Genomic DNA, 13,779 nt, shown 5'->3' with positions numbered 1-13,779 from the left:
CCAACAGCATTGCGAGCTAAATTGTATCTTACTGCAAATCGTGCAGCTTTTAATCAACTGGAAAATCTCAAAGTTTCTTTCGCTATGAAATTCTAAAAAATATAACTATACGCATCGGGTTGCGTAAGGTGAGTTAATAATATTCAATGCAGAATTACAAGGAAGTCTAAGAAATAATCCAGTAGCTTTCTTTGCTCAAAAAGTAATTGTGTGTGAAGGCGCAACAGAAGTAGGTATTTGTAGAGCAATAAATAATTTTAGGTTAAAAAATGGTAAAAAAAGCGCAACATATTTGGGTGTAGCATTTGCGGATGGAACAGGTTCAAATTTAATATCATATTGCGAAGGCTATAATAAATCAAAGTATCAAGTTTGTTTATTCTGTGATTCTGATAATGATGGAATAAATAAACAAAAGGAAAGCATAAGATTACAAGATATAAAGATAATAGATTGGAGTAATAAACTTTGCTTGGAAAAAGCTATTTATAAATACTTACCTATAAAAGTGATTAAAGAAAGTGTTGAATTAGCAGCTAGATTAAGAAAGAATACTTCTACAAAAGATTTATGGAAATCAGTATGCAATAAATATGATTCACATACTTGTAAAGAGTGCTTTTCAAATAATTGTTTTGACGAAAAGGATAATGAAGAATATTTAAGAGATAAAATAGGTGAAATTGCTTCTGGTGAAAATGGCTGGTATAAAAATATTACAAAGGGGGAAGCCCTTGGAGACTTAATTTTTGATCATTATTCAGAACTAGAAGATAATGAGTTAAAACAAAAACTGAATGAATTATCAAATTGGATTGATAATGGATGATAATCAATTTGATTATAAAGGATTTGTTTCGAACCCAAAAAGTTTTCTAATTGCTCCAGCAGGTTATGGAAAAACACATACAATAGCTGAGTGTCTTAATGATAATTATACTATTGGTAAACAATTAATACTAACACATACGCATGCAGGCGTTGCTTCAATTAAAGAGAAAATTAAAAAAATTAATATTTCGAGTAGGAAATATAATGTTGAAACTATTGCTAGCTATGCACAAAAATATGTAAATGCTTTTTATTGTGGCAATGATATTCCTGAACAAGATAACAATAAACTATATTATACAATCTTATATGAGAAGGCAGCAGAGTTAGTTAATATAAAACCAATTGCCGATATTATTAAATTAACTTATTCAGGTCTTTTTGTTGACGAATATCAAGACTGCACAAAAAAACAACACGAATTTATTTTAGCCTTATCTGATATTTTACAAACACATATCGTTGGGGATTATCTTCAAGGGATTTTTAAGTTTAACGATACTGTGGATACTAGTAACCCTGATGAAATGGGAGATTTTATTAATAATATTTTTAAACTTGAGGTACCATATCGCTGGAAAAAGGAAGGAAATAATGAAGCCTTAGGAAATTCCTTAAAAGATATCAGAGATAAAATAGAAAAAAAAGAGCGTATTAATTTAGGTGATTATTTATCTTCTATAGAAATAGTGCCATGTGAAGAAGAAGATATTTATGATAATAAAAAAAACTCCAATAAAAAGGTATGGGGATTATTAAAGGAAAAAAGTGTTTTATTAATTCATCCAGAAAATAGTAATATTAAAAGCAGGGTAAATATTAATAATAGTTTTAATAACTGTTTTATTTTGCTTGAAGCAATTGATGATAAAGATTTTTATAAAATTGCTAAAAAAATGGACGACTTGAAACAAAATAATATTGAACAAAACATTAAAGATATTTTATCAGAATTTTTTTCAGGCACCAATACTTGGTTTAATAAAAAAGGATTAATAAGGAAAAAAAAGAAAGAAGATCAAATAGCTATTGTACCAGTTAAAGATCTATTTGAACAACTTAAAATAAATTTTAATTTCCATGTGTTATCAGTTACTTTAAATGAAATAAAAAAATTGGCAGGTATCAAATGTTTCCGTAAGGAATTATTTAATTCTCTTACTGAATCGTTAGAAATTGCAGAAACAAAAAACATATGTGTATTTGAAGCGATGAAATTATTACGAAATACAACTCGAAGAATTGGAAGAAAAATATATGGTAAATGTATAGGTACTACATTGTTAACAAAAGGTCTAGAGTTTGATACAGTCGCTATTTTAAATGCGCAAAAATTTAAATGCCCTAAAAATTTATATGTTGCACTTACTAGAGCTTGTAAGAGGCTAATTATTTTTACTGACTCAACAACTTTATCACCTAAGTATTAAAATAAAAGACCAAGAAATATCGGTAAATGATGTTACAAAAAATTGATAAATGAATTATTGTGGTAGGGAATATTTAATTAAAAATATCCTCTACAAAATTTAGAATATTTTAGAGTAATTATGATTAGCAAAGTATTTCATTTTAAATATCTTTTATTTCTATTATTAATTTTGCTTAATTTTTTCTTTTTAACTAACTGCGCCCATGTTCCTAAAGAAGCAATTGATCTAAGCGCTACAGTTAGCAAAGGAATCCAGGCACAGCAAACAGCATATCAAAACCTGTATGATTCTTATTTGAATCTTAAAAAGGAAAAAATAGATGAATTTATAAAGACAAAGTACATCCCAACATTTGTTGGCAATGTTAGAAAGGGGCTTGAAGCGGAAGGAATAAAAGAAATAAATGATGAGGTAATGAATTCTATTTTAAATACCATAATAGATAAACGTGATTCCATGCAAACTGAACTGGAAAAGGTAAGGATAGTACTTTGGGAAAGAATATCTCAGGATCAAATGCTGTTATTAAATGCCAGCAATCAGATTACTTCTCTTTTAAAATCCGTTACTGATGTTCAGGAAGCAGCAAATCAATTATTGCAGAATACAAGTAAAACAACAGGCATAGATTTTATGGAAATGGATCGGGTTTTTAATAACTATTTATTAAAAGCAGGGGATGTAAGTGAGAAAGGAACTTCTCTTTTGGAAGAAATAAAACCTATAATAGAAGGAACTAAATAATATGTCAAAATCTATAAAGGAAATTATTGAAGAAGCCAGGCAGAAAACAGATCAGCAGCTTGCTGGTGAAATAACCAGTCATACTAATCTTACAGAAGAAGAGATAAATAAAATAGCTCCTGCAAAATTGGATAAAGAAAATTTAGCAAAATTGATAGACATTGTTAAAGATGCAACAAAGAGCAATGAAGAAAAAGCACAAGCTGTTAAAAGTGTAGATCAGTTCGTTTCATTGTTAATCTCAATTGCGGGTAAAGTTTTATAATCCCTTCGGCATTATATAGGCCTTTTTTTTAGGAAGTCGAGGATCATTCCGCAGCTTATTTACTTAGTAAATAAATTTTGGAAACCACCAATGGCATATATCAAACTCTTTCATATCGCTAAAAACAAAGTAACAGAATTTGAAGGTAAATTAGTTACAATAGAATAAATTATTATCAAGTAAGTTCCTTAAAAACAATTTAGAATTATAAATATGGAAGAGAATCAGAATAAATCAGAATTAATACTATATCAGACAGAAGACGGGCAAACAAAGATTGAAGTTCGTTTGGAAGATGAAACTGTCTGGCTAACGCTGAACCAGTTAGCAGAATTGTTTCAAAAAGCAAAATCAACAATAAGCGAACATATTAAAAATATCTTTGAAGAAGGAGAGCTTCCTAAAGAATCAACTGTTCGGAATTTCCGAACAGTTCAAATTGAAAAAGATCGTTCAGTTTCGCGAGTTATAGATTATTATAATCTTGATGTTATAATTTCAGAACCTGAAAATCGAAGTTCATTTAAGTCGTATCAGAACATTTTAAGGGAAACATGAGCGCAATAAAATTATTTGAATCAAAGAAAATTCGTTCGGTCTGGAATGAAGAAGAACAGATATGGTATTTTTCCGTAGTAGATGTTGTAGAGGTATTAGCAGATAGTATTAAACCAAGAGACTACTGGTATCGGTTAAAAAAAAGGGAAAAGGAACAAGGGATTGACTTGTCGACAATTTGTCGACAACTGAAATTAGAATCATCAGATGGTAAATATTATGAATCTGATTGTTCGGATGTAGAAGGTTTATTCAGAATTATTCAATCTATTCCTTCACCCAAAGCAGAACCGTTCAAAAGATGGCTTGCAAAAGTTGGTTATGAGAGATTAGAAGAAATTGAAAATCCTGAACTTGCATCTCAACGTGTGAGAGAAATATATAAAGCTAAAGGGTACAGCGATACATGGATAGAAAAAAGAGTGCGTGGAATTGCTGTTCGAGATGAACTTACCGATGAATGGAAAAAACGTGGAATAAAAGAGCAATTGGAATTTTCTATTTTAACTTCTGAAATAAGCAAAGCAACATTTGGTTTAACGCCTTATGAGTACAAAAACTACAAAGGTTTACAAAAAAGAAATGAGAATTTAAGAGATCATATGACTGATCTTGAATTGATTTTTAGTATGCTTGGTGAAGCATCAACAACAGAAATTGCAAGAAAGCAAAACTCACAAGGATTTCCGGAAAACAAGGCGACTGCAAAAAAAGGAGGTAAAATAGCCGGAGATGCACGCGAAGCATTAGAAAAAGAAACAGGAAAGAAAGTTGTAACCAAAGAAAATTATCTGGCACTTCAGGAGAATAAAAAAAGAAGATTAACTAAATGAGTCCGGTCTAATAAACTAATATTGTCCAGTTGTCTTTCCCACAAACCTGCCTGCGGTGACAGGAGTGGGAATATATTGTATTAATAAAGTTTTTTGGATTTCCGCTTGCCTGAACAGGCTGTTGCATAACTTGTTAATCACTCATCCCGAGCGAAGTCGAGGGATGATTTTGCGTTATTTTCGTAGTTCGACTCCGACCAACACGATATAATTTGGCTTATTGCAACAGCCTACTGAAGCAAACAGGATAAGCGCTGAAAGACTGAAAAAAGAAAATATTATATTCAAGCAAATTCCTTAAGAAATAAAAACATTTTGAAATTATGAATATGGAAACGAACCAGAATAAATCAGAAATAATATTATATCAGACAGAAAACATTCAAATTGATTCAGGAAAAGTTGCACATTTTATTGATTGGGGTAATTCAAGTATAGCTCATTCTTCATTAGATTATGCCTTGCTTGAAACATCAATATGGTCTAGTTGTTTACCATTTGATTATATAATGGAGGATATTTATAAAAAAATAAGGAGAAGCCCATATTCTGAATCTGAATTTAGACTTGATGAAACCCTCGATTATAACATTCCTATAAATAGATGTTTTTCTATAACAAAATATATTCGATATTTAGCTTGTGATTTATTGATTGAACCTAAAAGCTTTCATTATTGCATTGGCCTATTTTTTTGTTGTATACAACAATTGCAATATGAGGATGCAAATTTGAGAGCACTTTTAATCCTTTCTGACTATTCAATAAAAAGATTAGAATCAGAATGGGGATATACAAAATGAGACATATTCAATTAATGAAAATGAAATTCACCGACAAACTAAACCAGCTAATAATCAATTCTCCATTTACAGTAGAAGTGAAACATAGTTAATATGCCTGAACAACAGAACATAGAATACAAAACAAGCTGGCACGATGACAACTTAAAAACCATTTGTGCATTTGCCAATTCAAAAGGTGGAAAACTTTTTATCGGTAAAGATAACAATGGTAATTGTATTAATGTTGCTGATGATAATAGATTGATGGAAGAGCTGCCAAATAAGATCAAAAACTTGCTTGGGATTACTGCCGAAGTAAACCTCATCAAAGAAAATTCTAAATGCTTTATTGAAATAGATGTTCAGCCATATTCGGTTGCTATTTCATTAAGAGGACGATACTACATAAGATCAGGAAGTACAACAAAAGAGCTAACAGGAAATTCTCTTACCGATTTTCTTTTAAAAAAATCCGGTAAAACATGGGATGATGTTATTGAAGATAGAGCTGCATTTAGTGATATTGATGAAAACAGCATTAAAAAATATTTATCTGATGCAGGAAGAGCTGGCAGGCTTCCTTCTTCAGATGATCTGAATATACCTGAACTGCTGGAGAAGTTAAGGCTTGCCGAAGGCACAAAGCTAAAGCGTGCAGCTATTATTCTTTTTGGAAAAGATCCCGGAAAGTTTTATCCAAATATCTCGGTTAAAATTGGCCGCTTTGGAAAATCTGATGACGAACTGAAATTCCAGGAAGTGGAAGAAGGAAACCTGCTTCATCTGCTTAAAGAAGTTCCATTACAATTAGATAGAAAATTCTTAACCAGGGCTATTGGCTTTGAGGGACTACAGAGAATTGAAAAAGGAGAATATCCTGTAGCTGCACTTCGAGAAATGCTGCTTAATGCGCTGGTTCATAAAAACTATTCCGGTTCAACAATTCAATTACGCGTATATGATGATAAGATCAGTTTCTGGAACAAAGGAACATTACCGGAGGGATTATCATTTGAGGCATTAAAGCGGCAGCATCCCTCACGTCCCCGAAATCCTATTATTGCAGATGTTTGTTTTAAAGGCGGCTATATAGATGCATGGGGAAGAGGAACACTAAAAATAATAAATGCATGTAATGAAGCTGAACTGCCGGAACCCGAGATGAAAGAAGTTGATGGTGGATTTCTTGTTACTGTTTTTATGGATTTGATTTCCGAAGAAGAATTAAAAAAGAATGGGCTTAATGATAGGCAAATCAAAGCTATTTTATTTATAAAAGAAAATGGTGAAATAACAAATTCTATTTATAGAAAGATAAATAATGTTGGAAAAACCACTGCAGTTGAAGAATTACAATTACTGGTTGAAAAAAAATATATAACTAGTTATGGTACAAAAGGACGAGGTACAAAATATATTATTGCAAGTAATCGACCAATAATCGACCGAATCGACCGATAATTGGCTGGAAAAGAAATAAGGATAAAATTAATTGTTTCGATTGAAATTTTTACTTGGCGATTACTCAGCGATTGAGATTGTCACTTGCGATTTCAATTGCATCATAATCGCATCATTACAAAATAAACCTAAATGAAACTAACAGACAAAATAAACCAGCTTATAATAAATTCTCCCTTTGAAGAACCAAAAAGATATTGGCGGTACGATAGGGAGTCAAGATTCTTTGAATTGGTTGAAGATAAAAGGAGACCTGCCGGATATGTAATTGCATCAGAATCCCATGGTTTTGATGATCCGGGTGTATTTGTTCCAATACCTCTGGTAAATGAGATAAGACCAAGAGTAAAGAAGTGGAGAGAAGAGGGTTATCCAGGTGTTTCCGGAATAACAAGAAGATTATTAGAGCATTGGAATAATAAAGAAGAAAGAGAGAACAGAAGATTTTTCTTTTGCCAGTTTCCTGGCAGTCGAGGACCACTCCTCGACTTATTAAATAGCAAATAACTTTCTGAAACTACCAATGGCAGTCATCAAACCCATTCATATCGCTAAAAGCAAAGTGACAGAATTTGAAGGTAAATTAGTTACAATAGAAAAAATTATTAGCAAGTAAATTCCTTAAAAAATAAAAACAATTTAGAATTATAAATATGGAAGAGAATCAGAATAAATCAGAAATAATATTATATCAGACAGAAAACGGACAAACAAAGATAGAAGTCCGTTTGGAAGATGAAACTGTTTGGCTAGCCCAAGCGCAAATTTGTGAATTGTTTCAAAAAGCAAAATCTACAGTTAGCGGACACCTAAAAAACGTTTTTGAAGAAGGGGAGCTGGATGAAAATTCAGTTGTTCGGAATTTCCGAACAACTGCATCCGACGGAAAAAAGTATGATACTGCTTATTATAATTTGGATGTTATTATTTCAATAGGATACCGAATAAAGTCACTTCATGGTACAAAATTCCGCATTTGGGCAACGCAACGGTTAAGAGAATATCTAATTAAAGGTTTTGTTCTAGACGATGAACGCTTAAAACAAGGTAAACGCTTCGGCAAAGATTATTTTGACGAACTTTTAGAACGCATTCGTGCAATTCGTGCAAGTGAGAGAAGGTTCTATCAAAAGATTACTGATATCTACCAGCAATGCAGCATCGATTACAACAAAGATGCTGAAATTACCAATAAATTTTTTAAGACAGTTCAAAATAAACTTCATTGGGCTGTAACAGGTAAAACAGCAGCTCAGTTGATTGCCGAAAGAGCCGATTCATCTAAACCACAAATGGGTTTACAAACATGGAAAAATGCTCCTAAAAGCATGATTCTTAAAAGCGACGTTATTATTGCTAAAAATTATTTGAATGAAAAAGAAATTAAAGAACTTGAACGTATTGTATCAATGTATCTGGATTATGCTGAAAACCAGGCTTCCCGTCAAATACAAATGAAGATGCACGACTGGATTAATAAACTGGATGCATTTCTAAAGTTCAATGAATACGATATTTTAGATGATGGCGGCAAAATAAGGCATGAAATTGCTGTTAAACTTGCTGAAGAAGAATATGATAAATTTATAATTGTACAAGATCGCAATTATGAAAGTGATTTTGATAAGGCAGTAAAAAAACTTATTGTTATTAAAAAATTAAAAAAGAATAAATAATAATAAACCACTAACTTGTTATTTCCTGGAAACCGAATACTATTCCTTTACTTATATACATAGTAATTAACTTTCGAAAACCACCAATTAGAATTATAAATATGGAAGAGAATCAGAATAAATCAGAAATAATATTTTTTAGTTGCCTGATAGGAGGTTACATTGGAAAAAGATAAAGAAAAATCATTAGCAGTTTTTGAGACTTTCAAAATCCGCCGCCATTATGATGAGGATAAAGAAATTTGGTATTTTTCTGTTATTGATATTGTTGCCGCACTTACTGATCAAAGAGATTTTCAAGTTGCGAGAAAATACTGGAATAAGCTAAGTGAAAGATTAAAAGTCGAAGGAAGTGAAGTGGTGACAAATTGTCACCAGTTGAAAATGATAGCACAAGATGGAAAAATGCGAAATACTGATGTAGCTGATGTAGAAACTATTCTCCGCCTTGTTCAATCTGTACCAAGTAAAAAAGCAGAGCCAATTAAGTTATGGCTTGCTAAAGTTGGCTATGAAAGAATGGAGGAAATGAATAATCCTGAAAAAGCATTAAACCGCTCCCGAGAATACTGGCAGAAACAAGGCAGAAGTGAAAAGTGGATCCAGCAAAGAATGATGGGGCAGGAAACACGCAATAAGCTTACTGATTATTGGAATAATCACGGAGTTAAAAAGGAAGATGATTTTGCGATTCTTACAAGTATTATTCATAAAGAATGGAGTGATCTAACTGTAAAAGAACACAAAACTTTAAAAGGATTAAAAACACAAAACTTACGCGATCATATGAACGAAGCTGAATTAATATTTACTGCTTTGGCTGAACTTTCTACAAGGCAAATTGCAGAGATTGAAAATACCGAAGGATTTGAGAAGAATAAAATTCCCGCAAAAAAAGGTGGGAAAATTGCAAAGGATGCAAGAAGAGCTTTGGAACAAAAAACCGGTAAAAGTATAATTACCGGTGAAAATTTTTTACCACCAATGAAAACTCAAGAAAAGATAAATAAGAAATAGAAGTTCTATGTTAAAGTTACTGAAGGTGTGGACAATTCCTGGACTATTGTACTTAGTAAGTCACCTTACGCAAAATTGTCATTCTGAATAGAGTGAAGAATCTCGACACCTCGATTTCAAACTATTTTGAGATATTTCGCTCTGCTCAATATGACAATTACAATTCTTTGCGTTAGATGAGTTAGTAAATATCTTTTGGAAACCACCAATGGTAGTTATCAAGCTCTTTCATATCATTATAAACAAAGAATCAGAACCAGAATGTTAAGTCTAAGCAAGTCTAAAACGAATTTAAAAATATGATCTGTGATTAATGAATGACATAACTATCAAAATAAAAATAATAAAGCCGGTTCAGTTTCCTTAGCCGGCTTTTAGAATTCAAAATATTAATGGCAGTTATAATTTCTATTGTAAAATAAGTGTTTTTCCGCCACCACCAAACTTGCTGTTTGGTGTTGTAGGTATTGTACAAGCTGCCCCATAGACCCAACCAGAGCCATATACTTGCGCTTTAGCTCTAACCCTGAAATCAGTTGCATTAGCTGGTAGTACAACCGCATAATTAAAATCACCTGGAGCCGAACCTGGTTCAAACTCTATATGAGAGTTTAAGTTTCCGTTACCATAATCAAATCCTACTAAGTCTACACCGCTATCAACATAACCTTTTAAAAGTGCAGTTCCAGTCATTTCTGGAAATTTTGTTGTAACTGTCATAAAAGAACTCCTTATAATTTGTTAATGATTCATTAATGCAAATCTGGTTTACTAACAGATATTAACAGATAATATTTATTAGGGTTTTATCTTCTACAACATTGCTAAAAATTAATTTAAAATCAAGATGCGGGAAATCAAAGTAAGCATTCCGAATATAAATATGGTAAATAGGGTTGGGATTAACCGGGTAGTAAAAAAAACCCTTAAGAGCAAAGCTTAAGGGGTAATAACACTTATAATTTTTCCATTAAAAATTATTTTAAGAATAAAAGTTTTTTTGATTCATTAAAATTCCTGTTACCTTCAATTGAATTTGCTTTGATTGTATAAAAGTATATTCCGGACGATAAATCCGATCCACTGAACTCAACTTTGTACCACCCAGCTTGCTGGATAGTGTTTACTAATTCTCTAATTGCTTCTCCGATAGCATTGTAAACAATTAATTTAACCTGACTTTCAAATGGTAAAGTATATCTTATTGTAGTTGATGGATTGAATGGATTTGGATAATTCTGATATAAAGTATAATCAGATGGAGAGTGAAAATCATTATTATCCACAACCGGGGTTGCAGAAATCAGTTGAACGTCGTCTAAATATATTTCACCAGTCTTTTTCCCATTTTCATTTTGTTTAATTACAACACTGTGGAATTGCTTATCTCCATTACCTTCAATTTGAGAAACAAGAACTTTCTTAAATTTCCAACCGGTCCAATTTAAAGTATCTACAAAAACAGTTTTGTTTTGGTTCGCATTATCGTAAAACCAATATTCCAACAGGTTAAAACTTAAATCCCCATAAATCCAAATACCAAATGTATTATCAGCAGCGGAACCAATAACTGGTTTTGCAGCATCATAAACACGGCAAACGCCGCCAGCATTCTGGGTGAATGAATAAGTAATCTTACCTGAATTAAGATTATTAAATTTTCTTGAAGTGGAAATTGAAAATTTAGAAACTAAAGTATCTACACCGGTTGTGCTTCCGCTAAAAGATGGATTATTCCACAGCCCAATACTTTCCAAATTGTCTAAGATGGTTCCAGCAACCTGCTGCTGTACTTCTGTTTTAAAATTAACCTGGATTGTATCTTTCATTAAATATCCATCTGTATCAACAATTTTTCCATAGAGAAATAATTTGTAATCGGTATTGTATTCAAGTGGAGTTTTGCTATCAAATGAAACATATGTTTTTCCATTCATCGCTTTAACTTTTACATTTGCTAATGATATTTTATCGCCATTACTTTTGTAGCAAAATACATTGTTTGCAAGCGCATTCAAATTTACTGTTGCATCAAAGGTAATGTTGAACTGAACTGAAGGACTAATCTCCTGTTGATTAAAATTTGGATAAATTTGAACTGCTCTTAATCGATCCCTGCTTTTTGTAACGAACTCAAAAACAAATTCACCATTTAATGATTTATTCCAGATGTTTTTTGCAGAAGTATCTATCTTAACTGTATAGATTGTTCCGATACTTAGTGGAACATCGGGTTTAAAAGTAAGAGTAAGATCATAATCGCTCCATGTAAATGTTCCTGTTACATTTGGAATAATAGAGAATGCATTTTCAACTGTAGGTTTATTCATCTGAGTTGTAAAATTAATAACAACAGAAGAGTAAATTTTTACGCTGTCTGTTAAACTGGAAGGGGAAAATGATAACACTTCAGGAGTTGCATTTGGAGTATACCTTGCAGTTATTGCCCAGGCAACAGGAGTAATTTTATATCTGCCGGTATTTGCATCGGACCAATCGTACAATGCTTTTTCACCATTATTAATCTGTCCATAACTGCCAGCATTTTTATCGCCGTAAGGATCATTTGCAACAACTGTATGCGCACTTCCATATTTTCCAATAACCAGGACAATGTGCGCCGCAGTTAATGAAGTTGTACAAATTATAATTGGAAATCCCTGATTTATTTCGTCAGTTACATTACTCCAGTAAACATTTTCTATTCGTTTCGTATTTGTAATTCCATGATTGCGTAAATAATTTATTGTGTTTGAATATGGTGAGCCGCTTCCATTCCAAAGAAAACCATGCGCACCAGAAGGCCAACCATTAAAATTATTATATGTTACTCCGTTGTAGTTGTACGGTTCTGAAATATATTTGCCAAAATTTGAATTGTGTCCGTAAGTAGTAAATGGCCATGGTTTCAATATTCCATACGAAGCCAATACTTCCATGGCTGTTGTGGCACCGCAGCAAACATATCCTTCACCCTGCGAATGCCATTGACCATTATCCCGCGTATCCCATACCTGGTGGATATGCACCCAGTTAGTTATTGAATCTAATTGCGCTGTTTGATTATCATTTTTTTTTATATCATAAAATTTAGGAATAATAGGTTCAGTACTTTTAAAAATAATATTGGATTTGATTGCACTTTTTTGAAGTGTGCTCTCAACATTCAATTTTTTAATCTCTCTTCCAGAGTAATTCTGATAAATTATATTTTTTGCGTCAGAAGAAAATTTAGGATCCAATTCAATTTCATCAGGAGTGTTTGTAACCTGGTTAATTGTGCTTCCATCAGCGTTTGAAACATAAATATCCGAGTTTAAAATTTTAACTTGATTAAAATCTATTTCCTTTCTATGAAACACAATTGATTTACCATCAGGAGACCAGGCAGGATTTTCACCTTCAGCAATAGAATAGTTAACTCTTTTATTTACATCATAGGATAAAATATTCGTACCTGTTGTTGTGTAAACAATAAACTTTCCATCAGGTGACCAGGAAGCATTTCCATAACCATTTATTGAATCTGTAATTTTCAATTTACTTCCGGATATTAAATCAAAGATCCATAACTGATCATCTTCATCTTTGAAAATAATTCTATTTCCATCCGGGGAAATTGGAGTTCTGTTGGAATAAACTCCTAAATTATATTTGTGTAAAGCAGTGCCATCTTTTATGAAAAGTTGCTTATCAACAGTGAATGCAATTTTTCCATCCTGAGCAAATGATACCTGCCCGGCATTTTCAACTTCATCTATAATTCTTTCTACTTTTCTTTCAGCAAGATTATATATTGCTGGTGATTGCAGACCGTTCTCTGGATTGATTAATTTGAATCCAATTTTATTTCCTTCCTTATTCAATTGAATATATCTGCCGCATCCTGGAGCGCTGATTAATTCTTCTATTCCGCTGTTGATTAAGTATAAAGAAGATTCATTTTCGTTAGTTGCCAAAATACCGTAAGCAGTTTGAATGGGATTGACTAAATATCCTTCTGGCAATATTGTTTTTTTATCAGTTTGAGCAAATATGCTAAATGAAGAAACTAAAAAAAGAATAAGGATGGTATTCAAAAATTTCATTAGGATTTATCCAGGTTGTATTTATAAAGTATCAGATTTATTCAGGCGAAATTTAAGGATGACTATACTATGAAACAAATCAAATTTT

The 13,779-nt window shown here is 32.1% G+C and carries 13 protein-coding genes; 11 read left to right on the top strand and 2 right to left on the bottom strand.

All coding sequences use genetic code 11. From position 1 onward, the window contains the following. Nucleotides 1-208: 208 nt before the first annotated feature. The 11 genes from NTX22_06155 to NTX22_06105 all read left to right on the top strand — a co-directional run bounded on the left by NTX22_06155 (nt 209) and on the right by NTX22_06105 (nt 9,603). Nucleotides 209-829, top strand: coding sequence for a hypothetical protein (locus NTX22_06155; protein ID MCX6150087.1), 621 nt, complete (start codon nt 209-211; stop codon nt 827-829). Beyond that, the gene (locus tag NTX22_06150) at nt 822-2,261 is read left to right on the top strand and encodes an AAA family ATPase (protein MCX6150086.1); all 1,440 of its coding nucleotides are present in this window, start codon (nt 822-824) and stop codon (nt 2,259-2,261) included. The genes NTX22_06155 and NTX22_06150 overlap by 8 nt, the downstream gene beginning before the upstream one ends. 120 nt (nt 2,262-2,381) lie before the next feature. Further along, the gene (locus NTX22_06145; protein MCX6150085.1) at nt 2,382-3,008 is read left to right on the top strand and encodes a hypothetical protein; all 627 of its coding nucleotides are present in this window, start codon (nt 2,382-2,384) and stop codon (nt 3,006-3,008) included. A 1-nt stretch (nt 3,009) separates the two neighbouring features. After that, nucleotides 3,010-3,273, top strand: a complete 264-nt coding sequence (locus NTX22_06140) for a hypothetical protein (GenBank protein MCX6150084.1) — start codon at nt 3,010-3,012, stop codon at nt 3,271-3,273. A gap of 213 nt (nt 3,274-3,486) precedes the next feature. Further along, nucleotides 3,487-3,831 carry a hypothetical protein gene (locus tag NTX22_06135; GenBank protein ID MCX6150083.1) on the top strand — a complete coding sequence of 115 codons (345 nt, stop codon included), beginning with the start codon at nt 3,487-3,489 and terminating at the stop codon, nt 3,829-3,831. Beyond that, on the top strand, nt 3,828-4,664 hold the full coding sequence (locus tag NTX22_06130; protein ID MCX6150082.1) for a Bro-N domain-containing protein: 837 nt from the start codon (nt 3,828-3,830) through the stop codon (nt 4,662-4,664). The genes NTX22_06135 and NTX22_06130 overlap by 4 nt, the downstream gene beginning before the upstream one ends. Nucleotides 4,665-4,987: 323 nt before the next feature. Next, entirely contained in the window at nt 4,988-5,467 is a 480-nt protein-coding gene (locus NTX22_06125; GenBank protein MCX6150081.1) for a hypothetical protein, read from the top strand. A gap of 93 nt (nt 5,468-5,560) precedes the next feature. Next, a complete protein-coding gene (locus NTX22_06120) occupies nt 5,561-6,910 on the top strand; it encodes a putative DNA binding domain-containing protein (protein ID MCX6150080.1) in 1,350 nt (449 codons plus the stop codon). 132 nt (nt 6,911-7,042) lie between these two features. After that, nucleotides 7,043-7,417 carry a hypothetical protein gene (locus tag NTX22_06115; protein MCX6150079.1) on the top strand — a complete coding sequence of 125 codons (375 nt, stop codon included), beginning with the start codon at nt 7,043-7,045 and terminating at the stop codon, nt 7,415-7,417. 146 nt (nt 7,418-7,563) lie between these two features. Continuing rightward, on the top strand, nt 7,564-8,586 hold the full coding sequence (locus NTX22_06110) for a virulence RhuM family protein (protein MCX6150078.1): 1,023 nt from the start codon (nt 7,564-7,566) through the stop codon (nt 8,584-8,586). Between the two features lie 162 nt (nt 8,587-8,748). Further along, a complete protein-coding gene (locus NTX22_06105; protein ID MCX6150077.1) occupies nt 8,749-9,603 on the top strand; it encodes a BRO family protein in 855 nt (284 codons plus the stop codon). Between the two features lie 408 nt (nt 9,604-10,011). On the opposite strand, the gene NTX22_06100 is transcribed toward NTX22_06105, so the two are convergent. Next, a complete protein-coding gene (locus tag NTX22_06100) occupies nt 10,012-10,323 on the bottom strand; it encodes a hypothetical protein (GenBank protein ID MCX6150076.1) in 312 nt (103 codons plus the stop codon). A gap of 257 nt (nt 10,324-10,580) precedes the next feature. Next, nucleotides 10,581-13,691 (bottom strand): Ig-like domain-containing protein, encoded by a 3,111-nt coding sequence (locus NTX22_06095; protein MCX6150075.1) that lies wholly within the window; start codon nt 13,689-13,691, stop codon nt 10,581-10,583. Nucleotides 13,692-13,779: the final 88 nt, after the last annotated feature.

The organism is Ignavibacteriales bacterium (assembly GCA_026390815.1).
Classification (GTDB): Bacteria; Bacteroidota; Ignavibacteria; order Ignavibacteriales; family SURF-24; genus JAPLFH01.
Note: the sequence above shows the minus strand (reverse complement) of the source record. Positions and strands in the feature narration are given on the sequence as shown.

What these genes read in the sequence shown, in the direction of transcription:
- NTX22_06150 (MCX6150086.1), top strand. Translation starts at nt 822, where the DNA reads ATGGATGATAATCAATTTGATTATAAAGGATTTGTTTCGAACCCAAAA.
- NTX22_06145 (MCX6150085.1), top strand. Translation starts at nt 2,382, where the DNA reads ATGATTAGCAAAGTATTTCATTTTAAATATCTTTTATTTCTATTATTA.
- NTX22_06140 (MCX6150084.1), top strand. Translation starts at nt 3,010, where the DNA reads ATGTCAAAATCTATAAAGGAAATTATTGAAGAAGCCAGGCAGAAAACA.
- NTX22_06135 (MCX6150083.1), top strand. Translation starts at nt 3,487, where the DNA reads ATGGAAGAGAATCAGAATAAATCAGAATTAATACTATATCAGACAGAA.
- NTX22_06130 (MCX6150082.1), top strand. Translation starts at nt 3,828, where the DNA reads ATGAGCGCAATAAAATTATTTGAATCAAAGAAAATTCGTTCGGTCTGG.
- NTX22_06125 (MCX6150081.1), top strand. Translation starts at nt 4,988, where the DNA reads ATGAATATGGAAACGAACCAGAATAAATCAGAAATAATATTATATCAG.
- NTX22_06120 (MCX6150080.1), top strand. Translation starts at nt 5,561, where the DNA reads ATGCCTGAACAACAGAACATAGAATACAAAACAAGCTGGCACGATGAC.
- NTX22_06115 (MCX6150079.1), top strand. Translation starts at nt 7,043, where the DNA reads ATGAAACTAACAGACAAAATAAACCAGCTTATAATAAATTCTCCCTTT.
- NTX22_06110 (MCX6150078.1), top strand. Translation starts at nt 7,564, where the DNA reads ATGGAAGAGAATCAGAATAAATCAGAAATAATATTATATCAGACAGAA.
- NTX22_06100 (MCX6150076.1), bottom strand. Translation starts at nt 10,323, where the DNA reads ATGACAGTTACAACAAAATTTCCAGAAATGACTGGAACTGCACTTTTA.
- NTX22_06095 (MCX6150075.1), bottom strand. Translation starts at nt 13,691, where the DNA reads ATGAAATTTTTGAATACCATCCTTATTCTTTTTTTAGTTTCTTCATTT.